Source organism: Kocuria sp. SM24M-10 (genome assembly GCF_001027955.1).
GTDB classification, from domain to species: domain Bacteria; phylum Actinomycetota; class Actinomycetes; order Actinomycetales; family Micrococcaceae; genus Kocuria; species Kocuria oceani.
The window spans coordinates 24410-44688 of record NZ_LDNX01000023.1 but is presented as its reverse complement, the minus strand read 5'-3'; the positions used below and the strand labels follow the sequence as shown (position 1 = coordinate 44688).

The 20279-nt window shown below is 70.6% G+C and carries 18 protein-coding genes, 1 tRNA gene and 2 pseudogenes; 12 read left to right on the top strand and 9 right to left on the bottom strand.

The window, feature by feature from the left end:
* Complete coding sequence (locus ABL57_RS02675; RefSeq protein WP_047801892.1) at positions 1–672, top strand: alpha/beta hydrolase; 672 nt, start codon at positions 1–3, stop codon at positions 670–672.
* 10 nt (positions 673–682) lie between these two features.
* Here ABL57_RS02675 and ABL57_RS02670 read toward each other — a convergent pair whose 3' ends face one another.
* On the bottom strand, positions 683–925 hold the full coding sequence (locus tag ABL57_RS02670) for an RNA-binding S4 domain-containing protein (protein WP_047801891.1): 243 nt from the start codon (positions 923–925) through the stop codon (positions 683–685).
* 232 nt (positions 926–1157) lie between these two features.
* On the opposite strand from ABL57_RS02670, the gene ABL57_RS02665 reads away from it, so the two are divergent.
* From ABL57_RS02665 to ABL57_RS02635, 7 genes are all read left to right on the top strand, one after another.
* Complete coding sequence (locus ABL57_RS02665; RefSeq protein WP_047801890.1) at positions 1158–2540, top strand: glycine--tRNA ligase; 1383 nt, start codon at positions 1158–1160, stop codon at positions 2538–2540.
* Positions 2540–3526, top strand: coding sequence for a GNAT family N-acetyltransferase (locus ABL57_RS02660; RefSeq protein ID WP_047801889.1), 987 nt, complete (start codon positions 2540–2542; stop codon positions 3524–3526). Before ABL57_RS02665 ends, ABL57_RS02660 begins: the two co-directional genes overlap by 1 nt.
* Before the next feature lie 81 nt (positions 3527–3607).
* Positions 3608–4795, top strand: coding sequence for a tRNA dihydrouridine synthase DusB (gene dusB, locus ABL57_RS02655; protein ID WP_047801888.1), 1188 nt, complete (start codon positions 3608–3610; stop codon positions 4793–4795).
* A 30-nt stretch (positions 4796–4825) separates the two neighbouring features.
* Positions 4826–6157, top strand: a complete 1332-nt coding sequence (locus ABL57_RS02650) for a deoxyguanosinetriphosphate triphosphohydrolase (RefSeq protein WP_047801887.1) — start codon at positions 4826–4828, stop codon at positions 6155–6157.
* Positions 6158–6269: 112 nt separating this feature from the next.
* On the top strand, positions 6270–7601 hold the full coding sequence (locus ABL57_RS02645; protein ID WP_082157178.1) for an aromatic acid/H+ symport family MFS transporter: 1332 nt from the start codon (positions 6270–6272) through the stop codon (positions 7599–7601).
* Positions 7602–7724: 123 nt separating this feature from the next.
* Complete coding sequence (gene dnaG / locus ABL57_RS02640; protein ID WP_047801886.1) at positions 7725–9602, top strand: DNA primase; 1878 nt, start codon at positions 7725–7727, stop codon at positions 9600–9602.
* Between the two features lie 79 nt (positions 9603–9681).
* Positions 9682–9754, top strand: a tRNA-Asn gene (locus ABL57_RS02635).
* Positions 9755–9954: 200 nt separating this feature from the next.
* Here the strand turns inward: ABL57_RS02635 and ABL57_RS23465 are convergent.
* From ABL57_RS23465 to ABL57_RS02620, 5 genes are all read right to left on the bottom strand, one after another.
* On the bottom strand, positions 9955–11358 hold the full coding sequence (locus tag ABL57_RS23465) for a spherulation-specific family 4 protein (RefSeq protein ID WP_053004696.1): 1404 nt from the start codon (positions 11356–11358) through the stop codon (positions 9955–9957).
* Between the two features lie 757 nt (positions 11359–12115).
* Positions 12116–12271 (bottom strand): hypothetical protein, encoded by a 156-nt coding sequence (locus tag ABL57_RS22165; RefSeq protein WP_160310767.1) that lies wholly within the window; start codon positions 12269–12271, stop codon positions 12116–12118.
* A gap of 51 nt (positions 12272–12322) precedes the next feature.
* The gene (locus ABL57_RS02625; RefSeq protein ID WP_047801885.1) at positions 12323–12592 is read right to left on the bottom strand and encodes a hypothetical protein; all 270 of its coding nucleotides are present in this window, start codon (positions 12590–12592) and stop codon (positions 12323–12325) included.
* Positions 12589–12759 carry a hypothetical protein gene (locus ABL57_RS22160; protein ID WP_160310766.1) on the bottom strand — a complete coding sequence of 57 codons (171 nt, stop codon included), beginning with the start codon at positions 12757–12759 and terminating at the stop codon, positions 12589–12591. Before ABL57_RS22160 ends, ABL57_RS02625 begins: the two co-directional genes overlap by 4 nt.
* A 354-nt stretch (positions 12760–13113) precedes the next feature.
* A complete protein-coding gene (locus tag ABL57_RS02620; protein WP_160310765.1) occupies positions 13114–13326 on the bottom strand; it encodes a hypothetical protein in 213 nt (70 codons plus the stop codon).
* Between the two features lie 820 nt (positions 13327–14146).
* Between ABL57_RS02620 and ABL57_RS23460 the strand changes: the two are divergent.
* A pseudogene (locus tag ABL57_RS23460) lies at positions 14147–14212 on the top strand (pentapeptide repeat-containing protein); the annotation flags it as partial.
* 770 nt (positions 14213–14982) lie between these two features.
* Here ABL57_RS23460 and ABL57_RS02600 read toward each other — a convergent pair.
* Positions 14983–15864 (bottom strand): endo alpha-1,4 polygalactosaminidase, encoded by an 882-nt coding sequence (locus ABL57_RS02600; RefSeq protein ID WP_152683254.1) that lies wholly within the window; start codon positions 15862–15864, stop codon positions 14983–14985.
* Positions 15865–16192: 328 nt separating this feature from the next.
* Between ABL57_RS02600 and ABL57_RS21065 the strand changes: the two genes are divergently transcribed.
* The gene (locus tag ABL57_RS21065; protein WP_082157177.1) at positions 16193–16798 is read left to right on the top strand and encodes a hypothetical protein; all 606 of its coding nucleotides are present in this window, start codon (positions 16193–16195) and stop codon (positions 16796–16798) included.
* A 364-nt stretch (positions 16799–17162) separates the two neighbouring features.
* A pseudogene (locus tag ABL57_RS21060) lies at positions 17163–17968 on the top strand (IS5 family transposase).
* 3 nt (positions 17969–17971) lie between these two features.
* Here the strand turns inward: ABL57_RS21060 and ABL57_RS02580 are convergent.
* Positions 17972–18169 (bottom strand): hypothetical protein, encoded by a 198-nt coding sequence (locus ABL57_RS02580; RefSeq protein WP_152683253.1) that lies wholly within the window; start codon positions 18167–18169, stop codon positions 17972–17974.
* Between the two features lie 825 nt (positions 18170–18994).
* Here ABL57_RS02580 and ABL57_RS02575 point away from each other — a divergent pair.
* Entirely contained in the window at positions 18995–19441 is a 447-nt protein-coding gene (locus tag ABL57_RS02575) for a hypothetical protein (protein WP_047801879.1), read from the top strand.
* Positions 19442–19512: 71 nt separating this feature from the next.
* Here the strand turns inward: ABL57_RS02575 and ABL57_RS02570 are convergent, their stop codons facing one another.
* Positions 19513–20271: a hypothetical protein gene (locus ABL57_RS02570; protein ID WP_152683252.1), complete on the bottom strand. Its 759-nt coding sequence runs from the start codon at positions 20269–20271 to the stop codon at positions 19513–19515.
* Between the last annotated feature and the right edge of the window lie 8 nt (positions 20272–20279).

The window sequence follows — 20279 nt, the reverse complement described above, 5'->3', positions numbered from 1 at the left end:
ATGACCGACGCCCCCGCCCCGACCGGAACCGCCCCGCACGCGACCACCCCGCACGCCGTGTGGAGCACCGACCCCGCCGCCCGCCCCGGCACCCCGCTGCTCGTGCTGCTGCACGGCTACGGCTCGCACGAGCACGACCTGATGGGCCTCATCCCGGAGCTGCCGGGCGAGTTCAGCGTGGCCTCCCTGCGCGCGCCCCAGCCCGCGCAGCTGGGCTTCCAGTGGTTCCCGCTCGCGGCCGACCTCAGCTTCTCCGCCGAGCGCGTCGCCGAGGCGGTGGCGCCCGTGGCCGCCTGGCTGCGCGAGCGCGCCGCGGAGCACTCCAGCATCACGCTGCTGGGCTTCTCGCAGGGCATGGCGATGGCCACCTCGCTGGCGCGCGCCCTGCCCGGGGAGATCGCCGCGGTGGTGGGCCTGTCCGGGTTCGTGGTGCCGGGCGAGCACACAGCCTTCGCGGACGAGCGGCTGCGCGAGCGTCCCCTGCCGATGTTCTGGGGCCGCGACCCGCAGGACCCGGTCATTCCGCAGCACCTCGTCGACAGCACGGCCGAGTGGATGCTCGAGCACGCCGACGTCATGAAGGTGCACTACACCGGGGTGGGCCACGGGATCAGCCCCCAGGAGCTGCGCCACGTGCGGGAGTACCTCACCCACGTGGTCCTGGGGGGCTGACCACGGACGCTCAGCCGCCCGCGGTGATCCGGACGGCGGCGTCCCCGGTCGAGACCACGTCGCCCGGGTGCAGCTGCCGGCCGCGCCGCGTCTCGACCTCGCCGTTGACGCTCACCCGCCCCTCCTCCACGAGGGAGCGGGCGTGGGCGCCGTCCTCGGCGAGGTTGGCCAGCTTCAGGGCCTGGCCGAGCCGGATCATGTCGTCGCGGATGGGCAGGTCGTCGGTGTGCCGGGGCGTCGGGGAGCTCGTCATGCCCCCAGTGTCCCAGGTCCTGGCGGCCGGCGGGCCGCACCGGCACCCGCCCCCGTTCCGCCGGTCGGCGACGGTCCCGGCGATTGGCTACCCTGGGTCGGGGACGCCGCCCGCGGCGTCCCGATCCGTGACGGCCGACGACGGCCGCATCCCCGGCGGCGACCCGCCGGGCTACGCAACCCACCACGCGCGTCCGCAGCCGGCGGTCGGGCGAGAACCTGGAGTGATCCCCATGGCCCCCAAGTCCACGTTGGACAACGTCATCTCGCTGGCCAAGCGCCGCGGTTTCGTGTTCCAGGCGGGTGAGATCTACGGCGGCTCCCGCTCCGCCTGGGACTACGGGCCCCTCGGCGCCGAGCTCAAGGAGAACATCAAGCGCGAGTGGTGGCAGACCTTCGTGCGCGGGCGCGAGGACATGGTGGGCCTCGACTCCTCGATCATCCTGCCGAAGGCCGTCTGGGAGGCCTCCGGGCACGTGGCCACCTTCACGGACCCGCTCGTGGAGTGCACCTCCTGCCACCGGCGCGCCCGCCAGGACCACCTGATCGAGGCGTTCGAGGAGAAGAAGGGCCGTGCCCCGGAGAACGGGATGGCCGAGATCCCCTGCCCCAACTGCGGCACCAAGGGCCAGTGGACCGAGCCCCAGCAGTTCTCCGGCCTGCTGAAGACCTTCCTCGGCCCGGTCGACAACGAGGAGGGCCTGCACTACCTCCGGCCCGAGACCGCGCAGGGCATCTTCGTGAACTTCAACAACGTGGTCACCGCCTCGCGCAAGAAGCCGCCGTTCGGCATCGGCCAGATCGGCAAGGCCTTCCGCAACGAGATCACCCCGGGCAACTTCATCTTCCGCACCCGCGAGTTCGAGCAGATGGAGATCGAGTACTTCACCCACCCCTCCGAGGCCGGGCACTGGTTCGACGAGTGGGTCGAGGCGTGCTGGAGCTGGTTCACCGACCTCGGCATCGATCCCGACCACATGCGCCGCTACGACGTCCCCGAGGACGACCGCGCGCACTACTCCGCCGGGACGATCGACATCGAGTACCGGTTCGGCTTCCAGGGCAACCCGTGGGGCGAGCTCATGGGCGTGGCCAACCGCACCGACTACGACCTCGGCGTGCACAACCAGCACTCCAACGCCGACCTCAGCTACTTCGACCAGCAGACCAACGAGCGCTACGTGCCCTACGTGATCGAGCCCTCCTTCGGGCTGACCCGCTCGATGATGGCCTTCCTGGTGGACGCCTACACCGAGGACGAGGCGCCCAACTCCAAGGGCGGGGTGGACAAGCGCACCGTGCTGAAGCTGGACCCGCGGCTGGCCCCGGTCAAGGCCGCCGTCCTGCCGCTGTCCCGCAACGAGGAGCTCTCGCCGAAGGCCCGGGACCTGGCCGCCGAGCTGCGCCGGAACTGGAACATCGACTTCGACGACTCCGGGGCGATCGGGCGCCGCTACCGCCGCCAGGACGAGATCGGCACCCCGTACTGCATCACCGTGGACTTCGACACCCTCGAGGACCAGGCCGTGACCATCCGCGAGCGGGACGCCATGACCCAGGAGCGCGTGGCCCTGGACCAGGTGAAGTCCTACCTCGCCGGGAAGCTCGTCCGCTGATGAGCGCCGCGCTCACCCTGCGCCCCTGGCGGGACGGCGACGACCTGCGGCTGCTGGAGGTGTGGCCGGACCCGGAGACCCCGCAGGCCGCCGCGTTCCGCGCCGTGCTGCGCCCCGACGCCGACACCCCGTGGTCGCGGACCGTGGTCGCGGAGGACGCCGGGGTGCCGGTCGCCGCCGGGACCGTCTACGAGTCGGCGCTGCACCCCCTGCGGCTGTGGGTCTACGTCGAGGTCGCCCCCGACCGCCGCGGCGAGGGCATCGGCCGGGCCCTGCTGGAGCGGCTGCGCGCCGAGGCGGCGGACTCGCCCTCGGGCGTGCGGGCGCTGCGCACCAAGGCCGGGCCCGGCTCGGCGGGGGAGCGGTTCGCCCGCGCGGCCGGCCTGGAGCCCGTCCAGGTCTCCACGGTGGTCCGCGTCGGAGCCGGGGCGCTGCCGCTGCAGCCGCTGCGCGAGCACCCCGACGGCACGCCGGCCCAGGCCGTGGAGGACCTGGCCACCGGCTCCGTGGAGCTCACCCGGGCGCTGTGGGACTTCTACCGCTCCGTGCACGCCTGGGACCGGCCGGCCGAGCTGCCGATCGGGCGGGTCAACCAGCTGTTCCTCTCCGACGCCGCGCACGCGTACGGGGCCCTGGTGCTGCGCAACGGCGTGGCGGCGGGGGAGCGGGGGCGGATCTCGGCCTTCGCCGTCAGCTACCGACCGGTCGAGCTGGACGCCGCCCCGGGCGGCGGCCCGGAGCCGGACGCGGGGCGGACGGCCGAGGACGCCCCGGCGCACGTGGTGCTCGGCTGGACCCCGGAGGACGCCGCGGCGGGACCGGCGCTGGAGCGGCTGCTGGCCCTGCTGGCCCACCAGCACCCGGTGCAGTTCCAGGTGGACGGGTCCATGGCGCCGCTGACCACCGTCGTCGAGAACCTGCTCGCCGCCGGCGCGGCCACGGTCGTGGAGACCACCGTGGTCCTCGCGGAGCCGCCCGCGGCCTGAGCTGCTGCGGCACGGGCCGGGCCCCGGGACCACGGTCCCGGGGCCCGGCCCGTCGGCCGTCCGTGAGAGAATTCCCCGGTGATGGATACGCGACCGACCGACACCCTGCCCGGGCCCGCCCGGCTCGACCTGCCGCCGCTGCAGCTGGGCGGCCTCACGATCGACGTGCCCGTGGTGCTGGCCCCCATGGCCGGGGTGACCAACAAGGCGTTCCGCCGGCTGTGCCGGGAGTACGGCGGCGGGCTCTACGTCACCGAGATGGTCACCGCCCGCGCCCTCGTGGAGCGCCGGCCCGAGTCCATGCGGATCATCGACCACGACCCGGACGAGACCCCCCGCTCCATCCAGATCTACGGGGTGGACGCCGTCCACGTCGGCCGGGCCGTGCGCATGGTCGTGGAGGAGGACCGCGCCGACCACATCGACCTCAACTTCGGCTGCCCCGTGCCCAAGGTCACCAAGCGCGGCGGCGGGTCGGCCCTGCCCTGGAAGACCGACCTGTTCACCGCCATCGTGCGCACCGCCGTGGAGGAGGCCTCCCGCGGCGACGTCCCCGTGACCGTCAAGATGCGCAAGGGCATCGACGACGCCCACCTCACCCACCTCGAGGCCGGCCGGATCGCCCGGGACCTCGGCGTCGCGGCCGTGTCGCTGCACGGGCGCACCCTCGAGCAGCACTACTCGGGGACCGCGGACTGGAGCGCCATCGCCGAGCTGCGCGAGGCCCTGCCCGACGTGCCCGTGCTCGGCAACGGCGACATCTGGAGCGCCGAGGACGCCGTGCGCATGGTCGAGCAGACCGGAGTGGACGGCGTGGTCATCGGCCGCGGCTGCCAGGGCCGGCCCTGGCTGTTCGGGGACCTGCAGGCCGCCTTCGAGGGCCGCCCCGACCGTTTCCGGCCCGGGGTCGCCGAGGTCGCCCGCACGATCTACCGGCACGCGGAGCTGCTCGTCGAGATGTTCGGCGACGAGGCAAAGGGGCTGCGCGACATCCGCAAGCACGTCGCCTGGTACTTCAAGGGCTACCCGGTGGGCGGGGAGCTGCGGGCGCGGATGGCCCAGGTGCCCGACCTCGCCACCCTGCGCGAGCTGCTGGCCGAGCTCGACCTCACCCTCGGCTACCCGGGCCCGGCGGTGGAGGGGCCGCGCGGACGGGCCGGCTCGCCCAAGCGGCCGCACCTGCCGCAGGGCTGGCTGGACTCCCGCGAACTGGGCGACGCCGAGCGGCTGGGCCTGGTCGCGGCGGAGCTCGACGTCTCCGGCGGCTGAGCCGCCCTCCCCGACCAGAGAGGACCGGGCATGCCCCACACGTCCATCGAGATCGACCGCACCGGTTCCCCGGCCCCGGGCTACGAGGCCCGCGACGTGGCGCGCTGGGTGGCGGAGGACCACCACAACAAGTACCGCTCCGACTTCGAGCGGGACCGCGCCCGGATCCTGCACTCCTCGGGGCTGCGGCGCCTGGCGTCCAAGACGCAGGTCGTCTCCCCGGACACCGACGACTTCGTGCGCAACCGCCTGACCCACTCCCTGGAGGTCGCCCAGATCGGCCGGGAGCTGGGCCGGATGCTCGGCTGCGACCCCGACGTCGTCGACGCCGCCTGCCTCTCCCACGACCTCGGCCACCCTCCCTTCGGGCACAACGGGGAGTCGGCCCTGCACCGGCTGACCCGGCACATCGGCGGCTTCGAGGGCAACGCGCAGACCCTGCGCCTGCTCACCCGGCTCGAGCCGAAGGTGCTCGACGACGCCGGGGCGCCCGCGGGCCTGAACCTGACCCGCGCGGTGCTGGACGCCGCCTGCAAGTACCCGTGGCAGGCGCACGAGGCGCCGCTGCGCCCGGACGGGACCCGCTCCCCGAAGTTCGGGGTGTACGCCGACGACCTGCCGGTGTTCGAGTGGCTGCGGGAGGGCGCGCCCGCGCGCACGAAGTGCCTGGAGGCCCAGGTCATGGATCTCTCCGACGACATCTCCTACTCGGTGCACGACGTCGAGGACGCGATCGCCTCCGGGTACGTGCAGCTGGGCTGGCTGGCCGACACCACCCAGCGGGACAAGGTGCTCGAGATGACCCGGCGGTGGTACCTGCCCGGGGCCGACCCCGCCGTCCTCGACGCGGCCCTCACCCGCCTGGAGGACTCCTCCCTGTGGGTGCGGGAGATGGACGGCTCCCGCAAGGACCTCGCCCGGCTCAAGAACATGACGAGCCAGCTCATCGGGCGCTTCGCGATGTCCGCGGTGGGCGCCACCCGGGACATCTACGGCGAGGACCCGCTGACCCGCTACGACGCCCAGCTCGTCGTCCCGCAGGACACGGCGGTGGAGATCGCGGTACTCAAGGGCATCGCCACCACCTACGTCATCACGGTGCGCGACGCCCAGCCGATCTACGACAACCAGCAGGAGGTGCTCTCCATCCTCGTGGGCGCGCTCATGGACTCGGACGGGCGCTACCTCTCGCACGCCTTCGCCGCCGACTGGCACGAGATCGGCGAGGGCCCGGGGACGGAGACGGCCCGGCTGCGGCTCGTGGTGGACCAGATCGCCTCCCTCACCGACCTCTCCGCCGTGGCCCTCCACGACCGGATCCGCGGCACGCACTGGCGGGTGGGGGACAAGCCGCTCTGGTGACACCGGCGGCGGCACCGAGCATCCCGTTCAACGGATGTGAGCTGGGTCTCCCCGGCGGGCGCTTCCTAGAATCGTCGGACCTGTGCTCCTCCTCACAGAAGGTCTTAACGCCATGAGCTCCTTTCCCGGGTCCGCCGCGCGCGCGGCGTCCACCCCCGCCGGGCGTCCCGCGCCCGTGCTCCGCTCCCGCGCCTGGGTGGCGCCGCTGTGCTGGACGGCGGTGCTGCTCGACGGCTTCGACGCCGTGGTCCTGGGCGCGGTGCTGCCGTCCATGCTCGAGAACGGCGCCCTGGGCATGACCACCGCCCAGGGCACCGCCGTGGCCACCGCCGGGCTCCTGGGCATGATGATCGGCGCCCTCGCGATGGGCTACCTCACCGACCTGCTCGGCCGCCGCAGGATGCTCATCGGCGCCGTGGTCCTGTTCTCCCTGCTGACCTTCGCCGCGGCCTTCTCCCCGAACGTGCTCGTCTTCGGCCTCCTGCGCTTCCTCGCGGGCCTGGGCCTGGGCGGATGCCTGCCCACCGCCATCGCGATGGTCACGGAGTTCGCCCGCCGCGGGCGGGGCGCCAACGCCACCACGCTGGTGATGACCGGCTACCACGTGGGCGCCGTGCTCACCGCGGCGGTCGCCATCGCCGTGGTCCGCCAGTTCGGCTGGCAGGAGATGTTCGTCCTGGGCGCCCTGCCGGCCCTCGTCCTCGTGCCGCTGATGGTCGTCCTCCTGCCCGAGTCCCCGTCCTGGCTCGCATCGCAGGGCCGCGCCGCCGAGGCCCGCGCGGTGGCCGAGCACTACGGCCTGGAGATCGCCCACCGCTCCGCGGCGGAGGAGCAGGCCGAGAAGGCCGGCGCCAGGATGCTGCTGGCCCCGGGCTGGCGCCGCAACTCCGTGGCGATCTGGGTGGCCTCCTTCATGGGCCTGCTGCTGGTCTACGGGCTCAACACCTGGCTCCCGCAGATCATGCGCGCCGCCGAGTACGACCTCGGCAACTCCCTCGGCTTCCTGCTCATCCTCAACGTGGGCGCCATCCTCGGCCTGGCCGTCGCCGGCCGGGTGGCCGACCGGATCACCCCGCGGGTGGCGGGCATCGTCTGGTTCCTCGGCTCGGCGGCGCTGCTGGCGGCGCTGGCGATCCGGCTGCCCCTGCTCGGGATCTACGCCCTGGTCCTCGTCACCGGCTTCTTCGTCTTCTCCTCCCAGGTGCTCGTCTACGCGTTCACCGCGGCCAACCACCCGCCGCGGGTGCGCGCCACGGCCCTGGGCATGTCCGCCGGCGTGGGCCGGCTCGGGGCGATCTCCGGGCCCATCATCGGCGGGACACTGCTGACCGCCGGGCTGGCCTATCCCTGGGGCTTCTTCGCCTTCGCCGCGGTGGGCGGCCTGGGCGGGCTGGCCCTGGCCGGCACGAAGACCCGCCAGGAGCTGCGCGAGACCGCCCGCTGAGCCCCGCCGCGCCCGGGGCCGCACCAACGGCCCCGGCGGCACTGCACCGGCCGGACCCCGGCGGCACTGCACCGCCGCCGGGGTCCGGCCGGGCGCGTCGGGCGGCGCGCCTAGACTGTTCCCGTGGCAGGACTGATCAGACGCGAGGACATCGACGAGGTGCGCGCGCGCACCGACATCAAGGAGATCGTCGACGGCTACGTCACCCTCAAGAGCGCCGGCATCGGCTCCTGGAAGGGCCTGTGCCCCTTCCACGACGAGCGCTCGCCGTCCTTCCACGTCCGGCCGCAGATGGGGACCTACCACTGCTTCGGCTGCGACGAGTCCGGGGACGTCATCGCGTTCCTGATGAACATCGACCACACCACGTTCGCGGAGACGGTGGAGAAGCTCGCCGCCCGCGTGGGCTACGAGCTGCACTACGAGCAGGGCTCGGGGCCGAAGAAGGAGGAGGTCGGGCGCCGCCAGCGGCTGCTGGACGCGCACAAGGTCGCCGCCGAGTTCTTCCAGCGCCACCTCTACACCCGCCAGGCCGCCCCCGCCCAGCAGTTCCTGGGGGAGCGGGGCTTCGACGGCGAGGCGGCCAAGCGCTACGGGGTGGGCTACGCCCCGCGCGGCTGGGACCACCTGCTCAAGCACCTGCGCGAGCGCGGCTTCACCGACCAGGAGCTCAAGCTCACCGGGATGTTCTCCGAGGGCAACCGCGGGCTCTACGACCGCTTCCGCGGGCGGCTGGTGTGGCCGATCCGCGCGGTCGCCGGCGAGGTCATCGGCTTCGGCGCCCGCAAGCTCGACGACGACGACCCCGGCCCCAAGTACCTCAACACGCCCGAGACGGCGCTCTACAAGAAGTCCCAGGTGCTCTACGGGATCGACCTCGCCAAGCGGGAGATCGCCAGGCAGCGCCGGCTCGTCGTCGTCGAGGGCTACACGGACGTCATGGCCTGCCACCTGGCCGGGGTGACCACGGCCGTGGCCACGTGCGGCACCGCCTTCGGCCCCGAGCACATCAAGATCGTCCGCCGCTTCCTCTCCGACGACGGCGGCGGGGGCGAGGTGGTCTTCACCTTCGACGGCGACGCCGCCGGGCAGAAGGCAGCCCTGCGCGCGTTCGAGGAGGACCAGAAGTTCGTGGCCCAGACCTACGTGGCGGTCGAGCCCCACGGGATGGACCCGTGCGACCTGCGGCTGGCCCGCGGCGACGCCGCCGTGGCCGAGCTGGTGGAGAACCGCCGGCCCCTGTTCGAGTTCGCCATCCGGGCCACGCTGAAGAACTACGACCTCGACACCATCGAGGGCCGGATCCGGGCCATGCGGGCGTGCGCGCCCATCGTGGCGCGGATCCGGGACCGCTCCCTGCGCCCCGCCTACGCCCGCCAGCTCGCGGGCTGGCTCGGCCTGGACCCCGCCGAGGTCCAGCGCGCCGTCGACGCCGCCGGCCGCGCCCCCCGGGAGGGGCGGGCGGAGCCCCCGCGGCAGGAGCCCGAGACCTCCGGCCCGCCCGCCGTGGAGCTGCCCGATCCGCGCGAACCGGTGGCCCGGATGGAGCGCGAGGCGCTCGAGACCGTGATCCAGTGCCCGGACCTGATGCTGGAGCGGCACTGGGAGGAGTTCGGCCTCAGCGTCTTCCGCTACCCCGTGCACGGCGCCGTGCACGACGCCGTGCTCGCCGCCCGCGCGGGACTCCTCGGCGACGGCGCCGGGGTGCCCGGCGGCCAGGTGTGGGTGGACGCCGTGCGCGGGCACCTGCCCGAACCGCTGCACGGCTTCCTCGCCGAGCTCGCCGTGACCCCGCTGCCGGCCACCACCCAGCAGCAGCTGGAGCGCTACACGGCGGACATCCTCAACCGGCTCTTCGAGCTGCAGATCAACCGGCGCAAGTCCGACCGGCTCGCCGAGCTGCAGCGCACGGACCCCGCCGGGCAGCGGGAGCGCTACCAGCAGCTCCAGCGCGAGCTGCTGGAGCTGGAGATGCAGCGGCGCAGCCTGCGCCAGGACTGAGCGGCGCGCCGGGCTCGCAATTTGTCGAACCCCGCCCGGGACGGTACAGTGGTGGCTCGTTGTACGCGTGCGTGCACGGTCCCCCGTAGCTCAATTGGCAGAGCATTCGACTGTTAATCGAAGGGTTACTGGTTCGAGTCCAGTCGGGGGAGCAGCACAGAAGGCCCCCACCAGCGGAAACGCCGGTGGGGCTTTTCGCGTGCCCATAGCGCAGGCAAACGCGCAGGCAGAGTGGGATGTCTGCGCCGGGACCGCACAAGAGCGGACGCACCGACCGCGGCACGGGGAAAGGGGCGGACCCGCCCTACGGGTGTGCGGGACGGGTCGGTCAGGGAGGCTGCCGGGGCAAGGGCTAAAGCATCGGAGCCAGGCGGTAGAGGAACGCCGCCATCGCGTCACGGGTAACTGGGGTGAACGCACGGAAGGTGCGGGTGTTGCCACCTTCGTCCCAGCCGGTGGAGATCCCCTCGGAAGCCAGCCACAACATCTCCTTGGCAAACTGCTGGGTGGTGGCCACGTCCTGGAACGGGGAGACCGCCGGGGTGGTGTACTCGGGTGAGCCGGCCTGGCGGTACAGGAACGCCGCCATCGCGCCACGGGTCACCGGAGCGTCGGGGCGGAAGGTCCTGACGCCCTTGCCCTCGCCCCAGCCGGTGGAGATCCCCTCGGAGGCCAGCCAGGCGATCTCCTTATAGAAGAGGTGGTCGGTGCGGACATCCTGGAAAGGGGAAACCGCCGGGGCGATGAACTCCGGGGAGCCGGCCTGCCGGTAGAGGAAGGCGGCCATCGCGTCGCGGTTCACGCGGGCGTCTGGACGGAAGGTCTTGACGCCCTGGCCGGCGTCCCAGCCGGTGGAGATCCCCTCGGAGGCCAGCCAGGCAATCTCCTCGTAGAAGAGGTGGTCGGTGCGCACGTCTCGGAACGGCGAGGTGATCGGGGCGGTGTAGGTGGGTTTCTCCGGGGCGGCAGGGGTCGATCCCGGGGCCCAGTAGGAGGACAGCGTGTCCCACGGGTTGGTCATCACATCGTCTGTGACGTAGACGTTTCCGGCGTTGCGCTGCACTGACAGCTCGTGCACGCGGGCCGCCTCGGCGCCGCTGGTGGTGTGGACGAGGTGGCCGATCTTCCCGGCCGGGGCCCGCAGCGTCCACTCGGGAGCGGTCCACCGATGGTAGGCGGCAGCGGTGTTCTCGAAGGCCACCACGATGTCAGCGACCTCGGCGTGCCAAGCGGTGGTCGCATCGGCCCAGCCCGGGTTGACGACCACCGTGCGATCGGCGCCCTTGTCCTTGATGTAGTCGCGCAGTTCGGCGTAGTACGCCTTGGTGGCCGGATCGCCTTCGCTGCTCATCTCGTCGAGAAAGATGCCCTCTACACCGTAGAAGTCGCTGTAGCGGTCGATCTCGGCCTTCACCTGCGCCAGGGGCCGCTCGGTGTAGTCGGTCCCGACGTAGCCGATGACATCGTGCCCGGACGCGCGGCAGTCGTCGATGACCTCGGCGTACTCGGGGAGGAAGCTATCGCCGGGCCCGCTGTTGGGGTTGGCGATCACCGTGGACCCGGCGGGGCTGGCGCACAGCTGCGCCCACGGATTGGGGCCGTCGACGGGGTAGAAGTAGGCGGGGACCAGTTGGTGCTGCCCGGCTGTGGTGACCGCTGCCGCTGGAGCAGCCCCGGCCAGGGGCATGAACAGGCCGGTGGTCAGAGCGCCGACGAGCAGGAGGTGGGCACGGGGGGAGGCGGGGGTGCGAGACATGCGAGGGCTCCAGGGATCGGGGGAGGAGCGGGCGCCCGGGTGGGGGACCGGAAAGCTCGTGCACTTTGCTACTGCACAGGGAGCAGTCTAGGTGGACTTACCGGGGGTAACCGCACGTCGACGGATTATTGCGGGGCATCGTCCATGGGCGCGGCCCTCGACAAGAGCATTCACGACGGCGATCAACGGCCCCAGACCATAACAATCTCGACGGCCAGACGTGGTGGCCCTTCCGCTCGTGCCTGGACGTGGGCCGGTCAGGACATGATCAACGGGCTCCATCGGTCCTTGCGCTTTCATGAACGGCTACTTTCTGCGAGCTTCGGTGATTCGCAAGCCTGGCACGGGCTCGGCAATCCGGCATGTGACGGTCCGCCACCACCGGGCGGTGGGAACCAGCGGGGCGTCAGGCAGGTCGAGGGCTGACATGTCGGTGCCGCGGTCGTAGACCTCGAGGACCTTGCCTTCCCCATCGTGCTCGAGCAGGTCCCCGGCGAGCTGCCCGACGCCCTCGGCGGTCTAGGCTTCCATTGGCTCAACTTCAGCACGCGCTCCGTCTGGGATCGGCCGGCGCCCGGACTCTCAATCGGCCACGCGGCGCGGCGAGGAGTTCAGGGAGGCGGCGCGGTCTTCGCGGGGGAAGTCCTGGACCTCGCGCACGGCTTTCATCTCGACCGGGTGCATCCCGCCTCGGCCGGCACCTTATCCTCGTGCACCGGGTGGTGGCGGGGTCGAACTCAGTCGGGCAGCGACTCGCTCACATGGCGGTCTCCGCATCATCCGGATGGGGAGGACCGATCACGGTGGGCCAGGCGCGGGTCAGCAGCCGGTAGTCGGCAGCAGTGAATCCGTCCGCCTCGATCAGGTCGCGGGCCGTCAGGGTTCCGACAACGCCGACGGTGGCGGCGGCCACGGTGGCGGTGAGCTGCTGGAGAGCAGTTGCTCGTCCTGTGCCGGCGGTCTCCTAGGGGCTGAACCACTCCGGCAGTAGCTCCTCGGCGAGGATCTCGTGGATGACCTGCATCGTGTCGGAGACGTCTCCCAGAATTTCCTCGTGCCCGGCCGCCTCCAGGGCGGCCACGGCGCGGCCGAAGGCGCCCACTGCGTCCTCTTCCTGCATCTGCATTCCCACCTGGATCAGCAGCTGCAGGTCACCGGGGGCGAGGTGCTGGCTGGTGGCGAATACCGCTTCGATCTGGGGTGTTTGTGGGCCGATGGTGTCGGTGGTGCTCACGAGCGGATCTTCTCGTCGTCGGAGTGTGCCGGGCCGATGGCCTGGCGCCAGGGGCTGGTCAGCAGGTCGTAACAGCGCTGGGTGAAGCCGTATGAGTCGATCTGGTCTCGTAGTGCCACCGCGTCCAAGGCGAGCACGGAGACGGTGGGCAGGGACTCGACAACCACCCGTCGCAGCCATGGCAGGTGGTCCCCCTGGGCGGGCTGTCCGTCGAGGGTCAGGTGAGGGTCAATGTCTTGGGCTGCGGTGTTGGACTACTCCGCCAGGATGCGTCGGACCAGCCGGACGGCATCCTCGCGCCCGGTCAGGGCGAGGGTGTCCACCGCGGCCCGCCTGTGCTCGCTCACCGCCCAGGCGTATTCTTCCGTCAGGTCGCCGAAGAAGGCGATAGCGGCGTTGTGGTTCCGCCGCCAGGGGGGAGGTCCGTAGCGGCCACCGCCCCACGATGACAGCGGCGTGATCGCGTTGCGGGTCGATCTCGGCCGGCACGTATTTCAAAGGCCCGTGGGTCGGGGGTGTCGTCACGCGCCTGCTCCTTCACCGTGCCGGTGGTGCTTCTCCACAAGTCCCCACAGGGTGTCCCACGGGATCTCGTCGTAGTCGGGATGCAACGCGTCGAGCTCGGCGTCGCTCGCCGCCGAGGTGGTGTCATGCTCGATGCCGTGGAAGTCGGTGTCCAGCCCTTTCGGGGCTCTTGTGACCATCGCCCCGGTGCCGCACCCGGGCTCGAGCACCCACCGGTGAACCCGGCAGTGATCAGCGGCTCCCACACCGCGTCCACGGCGAACTGAGGGTTGAAGAACGAGACGTCCAGGCCGGTGGCGGCCTCGTGGAACCGGGGCGCATCCAGCGGCTCCACCAGCTCATCGTGCGTCCGGGTCCACAAGCGGTACGGGGCGAACGCGGGGAAAGGATGCCCCACCCGGTCCAGGAACCGAGCATCAGCGCTTCGGCGACCGTCGGGGTGGCCCCGGTGGACTAGAGCTCGTGCGCCAGACACAGGGTCTACAGGGCGTGGCGGCCGGCGACGACGGTGACAGACACAGGTGGTCTCCTCAAGGAAATCGGCGACCTGGGTAGGACCCATCGGCCCTGCCCCTCCCATGTGTGCGGCGCGTCCCCGGACCCGGCGATGTCGCCGCGATCTGCCTCGGACGCTCCGGCGGGGAGCGACCGATACGCAGTACAGGGCCGGCAGCAAGTCCGTAACTCCCTCGGCCAACGCGGGGGAGGCTCCCCGCCGCCCCTCTACGCTCAGAACATGGGCAGCGGAAGTCTCCGTGGGCAAGACCGCCGCCAAGGGCTCATGGCGCAGAAGCCATCCAGGGCTTCCACGTCACACTTCAGGACGTCCTCATCGCGCTTCTCGCATTCACGCTGACCATCTTCTGCCAGGCGCTGACCGACGACCGTCAGGAAGACGAAGCCGACCGGCGTGAGAACCTCCGCTTCGTGCGTGAACAAGCCGCTGACAACCGTGCTCCGCTCTCACCGTTCCTCGGCATCGACCTGACGAAACGCAACCTCGGCGGTCTGCGATGACAACAAGCCAACTTCACCGCGGCGGAGATGTCGGGCGCCGATCTGTACTACACCGACTTCACCCAAGCCAATCTCTAAGGCGCCGACCTCTCCGGGGCACTTCTGGAACTGGCGCTGTTGAGCGGCGGCGTCCTCGGAGGAACCGACCTACGAGAGTCCCGGTTGTTCATCGCCACCATCACCGGTGCCTGCTTCAACGCAGCCAATCCGCGCAGGTCGAAGTGGGAGTCGGTCCGGTGGACGGAAGGGACAAACTCCTACGAAGCAGACCTCAGGCGCCACCTTGTCGGACGTCGACCTGAGCAAGGCCGTCTTGAAAAGCAGGAAGTTCTACGGGACCGACTTGTCCCCCGCTACCCTGCCGTCCGACAATGGCGCCTACCCCCATCACCGTGAATCCGTCTGTTACCACCCCTCCAGGAAGTGGCCACCGGATTTCCCCGTGGAGGACCTCCCCGAACTGCAGTGCGATGAGATGAAGCAGGACCCATAACATCCTGTCTCACGGTGCCGATTGATCGGACGGGCGCGCGCCCGGGGCTTCCAGATCTGGTTGATGATTCGGCTGAGCAGCCTCGGCCGGAGGGCGGTCACCGCGGCGAAGACGGTGCAGGCGGGCAGGCGGGCAGGCGGGCAGGAGGAGCGTACTACCCGGGCTGCGAGCCTTCGAGGCCAGGAAGCGCACGTGGGGATGCCGTTGGAGAGCGCCAGGTGAACCGGGGCGGTGGGTATGACCTGGTGCCCAGTTGGACGCGGTCCGTTTGCTGTGCACGTCGCTGTCGGACAGGAATGTGCGCTCCCCGTACTCTTCCTCGCCTGGGTGCTGGCCAGCTGCCCGTCCCAACCGCTCAACAGCTACGGTAGGCGTGCTCCTGCTCGCCGTCGGGCACCAGCTCGCGGTCCCGGATGATCGTGCTCTCCGGGGTGGACTCGCGGGCGCAGATCTCGGCGGGCTCACCGCGGAGGTCGTCGGTGTACTCGATGTTGAGCACGTGTGCCCCGTAGACCGCCGCGAAGTCCTCGCACTCCTCCCAGCGGTCGCACTCCTCGGTCACGGCGAAGTCGAAGCCGATCTCCTCCCGCCCGCGCGTGGCGAGCTCGGCGGTGTTCTTCTGCGCGGCGGCCAGGCCCTCCTCGTGGGCCTTCTCCACGAGCAGCTTCGCGTGGGCGACGGCGTCGTCGAGCTCCAGCCGTCCCTCGGAGCGGGTGTAGGAGTCGAGGTTGTCGAACTCGACCGCCTGGTAGCCGGCCTGCGCGCATCGGGCGATCGTGTCGGCCTGGCGGTGGGCGATGTCCTCGCGGTTGGCGGGGGTGGAGATGTCGAGGAGGTGCTCGTCGGGCCAGTTCGGGTCCACCAGCGGTTCCCCGGAGTCCTCGTGCACCAGCAGCTCCTCGGGCCAGTGGTCCCCGGGCTGGGTCTGGAAGCCGTTGACGTAGCAGATGGAGTAGGCCTCCGGGGCGGGGTCGGCCGTGCTGTCGCGCACGACCACCTCCACGCCCGGGGGCGGCTCGTAGGCGCCGCCGAGCTGGTAGTCGAAGGCCGCCCCGGCCGGGGGCAGGGATACGCCCTCGCCCGGGGAAGGGACAGGCGCGGGAGTCCCCGTAGCGCTGGAGGACGGGACCGGTGACGGTTCCTGCGGAGCCTCGTCCGAGCAGGCGGAGACCCCCAGCCCGATCAGCAGTGCGAGGGTCACCGCCAGGCCGGCCTGACCACCGTGTCGTTTGCTCATGCACCCACCCAACCAGAACGGCACCAGCGTGCCGGAAATGCGACGCACCGTGTCCTACCCCTCGAGCGGATACGGCACGACAAAGCCCGCCCCGCCATTGAGGATCAGGAGCCCATACATCCAATCACTCCGGGGTTCCAATGCAAGTGCATGATGCACGTCACATCCTGAATCTGGCCCTCATCTTGCAATCGCCCTTGAACCACTATGAGGAGCCTGCCTACGGTGAAATTGCCTTCGTAAAGGTGGGTCCGAAGTTGGACCGACAAGATGAATCTGTATTCAGATCATCATACTTCGCATCGAAAATCATCTTGGGGGAACAAGAATGAACCTGAAGAAGACGCTGATGACATCCGCCGTGGCCGGGGCGCTGACGCTGGGCTCACTGGCGAGCCCCGCCGCCGCTCACTCCAACGGCAGTGATCATCGCAATGGCTCGGGGTACCACCAGGTCGAGCACAAGGACCGGGACAAGGGCGCGCACAAGGAGGGCAAGAGCCGCTACGACAAGGCCGGCTACGACCGCCACGGGTACGACAAGGACGGGTACGACCGCGACGGGTACAACAAGAAGGGCTATGACCGCGACGGCTACGACCGTGAGGGCTACAGCAAGAAGGGCTACGACCGCGACGGCTACGACCGTGAGGGCTACAGCAAGAAGGGCTACGACCGCGACGGCTATAACCGCGACGGCTACGACAAGGACGGCAAGGACCGCAACGGTCACCACAAGCCATCCTCCGACCGGGACGGCAAGGACTGGGACAAGGACCACGACGGCAAGGACCACGACGGCAAGGACTGGGACAAGGACCACGACGGCAAGGACCACGACGGCAGGGACCACGACGGCAGGGACCACGACGGCAAGGACCACGACGGCAAGGACCACGACGGCAAGGACTGGGACAAGGAGCGTCACTCCTGATCCCGATATCGTGCACGCCGAGCGACGGTAGCTGCTCTCCGGGGTGACAGGAGGCAGCAAGTGCAGCCGGGGTGCCCCACCGGTCCAACCGGTGGGGCACCCTTCACGCACCCGGATCAACGGGCGCCACCCAGGACGGCGATGCCGCTGAACCGTCCCGGTGACCTCTCCAGCAGGAGAGGATCCCGGCACCCGGCTCCGCCTCGGTGATCCCGACGTGCGGGCTTACAAGGTGAGTGAGTTGGTGTTCATCTTTGAGGGCAGGACGTTCCATTAGGATCTGGCCTCGGAATCTGGCCGGTCGCTGTTCGGGTGGGCGTGCTTCGCTGAGAGTGCCGGCATGGCCACGAGGAAGCAGCAGTGGATGGTCGATGACCAGCTGTGGGAACTCATTGCTCGGTTGCTCCCACCGCCACCACGGCCTCGAGGTCCCGGTGGCAGGCCGCAGATCGATGACCGGGCCGCTGTGAAGTGCATCCTGTTCGTGCTGCACACCGGGTGCCGGTGGCGGGATCTGCCCCTGGCGTTGGGCTGCGGGTCTGGGCACACCGCCTGGCGTCGACCGCGGGCTTGGCGGGAGGCCGGGGTCTGGGCGATGCTGCATCGCACCCTGCTCGAGAAGCTCGCCGAAGCGCAGTTCTTGGACTGGTCGCGGGCCAGCATCGACGCGGTGTCGGTGCGGGCCAAAGGGGGAGCTGACTGGCCCGAACCCCACTGACCGCGGGAAGCCGGGGACGAAGTACCACCTGCTCACCGACGCCCAGGGCCTGCCGTTGCACGTGCTGGCTTCGGCGGCAAACGTCCACGACAGTCGACTCTTCGAACCACTGCTGGAGACCAACCCGGGGGTGTGCGGTCGCCGAGGACTCCTCGGCCGCCCCTCGGCGGCGTCCGGAGAAGCTGCACGCGGACAAGGGTTACGACTACCCGAGGTGCCGGCGCTACCTGCACCGTCGCGGCATCAAGGTGCGCATTGCCCGGCGGGAGATCGAGGACAAGACCCACCTGGGTCGGCACCGCTGGGCGGTGGAGCGCACGATCTCCTGGCTGCTGCGCTTCAAGCGCCTGGGGATCCGCTACGACCGCACCGAGGCCACGCTGGTCCCTCTGTTGCTGCTGGCGACCACGCTCACCAACCTGAGACGACTGCACCAGGACCCCCCTGTCTGAGGATCAGCTGCCCCGCTCTTTCACCGCCTCCCCGGATGCTGAGGTCGACGCGTCCTCCTCGTCCACGGGCGCCGCCCTGCTGACCCCGAGCGCCATCACCGCGGTCACACCCACGCCCAGGATGCCCGGCCCGAGGAAGGTCTCGGCGAACCAGGGGTGCACCCAGTGCCCCAGGCCTAGGCCCGCCAGGATGAGTGTCACGCTGCCAGCACCCACCAGCAGCCAGAGCCTGTGCGCCTTCCTCCGCCCGGCAGGAGTGAAACGCAGCGGTCCCTTCCGTCGCGGCGCCTCGGAATCGGCAGGCACGAACAACGCACACACCGCAAGGCCCACCAATGAGGCGGCACACCCGGGAAGGACCACTGGGCCCACGTCCTCCCCCCACCGGGGACGGGGCGGGCGAGCACCACGAACGCGGTGAGATAGAACAACGCCATCGCAACGAAGAGCCCCAAGCGCCAAGGATGCTCCGACAGCACCAGAGGCTTACCGCGCCACCGGCCCACCAGCAGCCACACGCCCATGAGCATGGTTGCTGCCACGAGGGCCAGGAAGATCCATCCCCAGACTCGGTCCCCAGGCGGCAGCGCGCTGAAGGCCGGCCGAGTGAAGGCCGTCGCGACCCCACCCAGGACCAGCACGAAACAGCCCAAGAGAATCCGTCACGGCTAGTCGTGTGCCGCGAGATGGCCGCCATGTGCGATACCGCCCGTCTGCCGAAGAGACCCTCCACGTTGCTCGCTCGCGAATCAGGCTTATGTGTCCCGCCTTTACCGGACGGACCGACTCCTGACCAGACGCCCTCGCTCCGTCGGCACTCAGGAGACGTCAGCTGCAGAATTCGTATTGAGACCAGGTCCAAGTCCCGCGGATAACGGTTCTGTAGCGGCCGTTGTCTGCACCCACAACGGGGATGCACGATCTTCGCTTCTGCTAATGCCAGAGGCTGCGGGTCGGTGACCGTGCGGTTCGCGCGGTGGAAGACGCACGGAGGCGGACCGGGGTGCACGAGGGTGGCGACTCGCCATGGTGGACCTGGGGGCGGCGGGTCTGGCGGTGGCCGGGTCCCTGCCGGCGCACGCGGCCGGGGCAGTGACCGATGGCGCGCAGACGTACAGCATCGAGAAATGCTACGACGACATGCTGGACAACAGGCTGTGCGCAACCATGGAGCGCCGGGCTCTGCGGGTGGTGCTGCCCACCGGTGGGCAGATCAATCAGGACAAGGGCACCCACACCTCGGAGGGGTACACCATGGACGGGGTCTACTACACGGAGACCGGCACCCACCACTCCGTCATGGTCCACGAGGAGTACGTCGATCCGTGGTTCTGGGACGACCAGATGGGCCGGCTCAGCTCCACGACGACCTGCTCCTCTACCGACGGCACCACCCGCGGGTACACCGAGTCGCTCGTCGCGGTGGGCAGCATCATCCGTCCCGGCCTGGTGGACATCTCCTGCACGGGCTGAGCCGGGCCGGACGTTCGGCCGGGTCCTCGGCCAGCGCCCGGGGCCGGTGTCGAGCCCGGCGCGACGGTAGCTCAGCCGCCGATGTACTCGCCGGTGACGGCGTTGACGGTGCCGGCCTCGATGCCCTCGCACTGGGAGACCCCGGCGTCGGTGACGGGGGTGTAGTTCAGGCAGAAGGCGTCGTAGTAGGGCATCCCGGACTGCCAAGCGGCGTAGGCCTCGTCGTAGGTGAAGTCCTGGTCCGGGATCGCCCCGGGGCCGGGGTTGGCGCCCGGTGCGGTGGCGCAGGTCGCCGGATCGGCGCTGTTGCTGGCGAGGTACTGGCCGAGGGAGTCCACGACGTCGACCTGCTGGCGGTCGATGCCCATCTCCGTGCGGTAGCTCTCGCAGAGGTCCACGGCGACCCCGGGGTCGTAGAGGTTCGTGCTCAGCCGGTGCACCGTAGGCCCCCCGCCGACCCCGCCCAGGATGTCGATGCCGGTGAGCGCCCCGGCGAACCGGGCGCCGGCGTCCGTGCCCGTGAACGCCGCCAGCGGATCCGTCGCCACCGGGTCCGCTGGGGGGTTGTCTGCGGGCCCGACCTGGGTCGGTTCCGGCTCGGGGGCCGGGGCGGTCGCTTCCTCCGAGGGCTCCGACGCCTCAGGGGCCTCGGAGGCCGTGGCGGATGCGGACGGCGACGCGGCCGGGGCGCTGGAGGAGGACGACCCGTCCCCCGGTTCCCCGGCGTCGTCGGAGCAGGCGGTCAGGGCAAGGCCGGTGGCGAGGACCAGGGCGGCGAGGGGGGTCTTCTTGCGCACGGAGTACTCCTGCAGGGGCGGGGGGCGAGGCACGTACTGCA

Coding starts and splice junctions, on each gene's coding strand:
- ABL57_RS02675 (WP_047801892.1), top strand. CDS start 1: ATGACCGACGCCCCCGCCCCGACCGGAACCGCCCCGCACGCGACCACC.
- ABL57_RS02670 (WP_047801891.1), bottom strand. CDS start 925: ATGACGAGCTCCCCGACGCCCCGGCACACCGACGACCTGCCCATCCGC.
- ABL57_RS02665 (WP_047801890.1), top strand. CDS start 1,158: ATGGCCCCCAAGTCCACGTTGGACAACGTCATCTCGCTGGCCAAGCGC.
- ABL57_RS02660 (WP_047801889.1), top strand. CDS start 2,540: ATGAGCGCCGCGCTCACCCTGCGCCCCTGGCGGGACGGCGACGACCTG.
- dusB (WP_047801888.1), top strand. CDS start 3,608: ATGGATACGCGACCGACCGACACCCTGCCCGGGCCCGCCCGGCTCGAC.
- ABL57_RS02650 (WP_047801887.1), top strand. CDS start 4,826: ATGCCCCACACGTCCATCGAGATCGACCGCACCGGTTCCCCGGCCCCG.
- ABL57_RS02645 (WP_082157178.1), top strand. CDS start 6,270: ATGAGCTCCTTTCCCGGGTCCGCCGCGCGCGCGGCGTCCACCCCCGCC.
- ABL57_RS23465 (WP_053004696.1), bottom strand. CDS start 11,358: ATGTCTCGCACCCCCGCCTCCCCCCGTGCCCACCTCCTGCTCGTCGGC.
- ABL57_RS02600 (WP_152683254.1), bottom strand. CDS start 15,864: ATGAGCAAACGACACGGTGGTCAGGCCGGCCTGGCGGTGACCCTCGCA.
- ABL57_RS21065 (WP_082157177.1), top strand. CDS start 16,193: ATGAACCTGAAGAAGACGCTGATGACATCCGCCGTGGCCGGGGCGCTG.
- ABL57_RS02575 (WP_047801879.1), top strand. CDS start 18,995: ATGGTGGACCTGGGGGCGGCGGGTCTGGCGGTGGCCGGGTCCCTGCCG.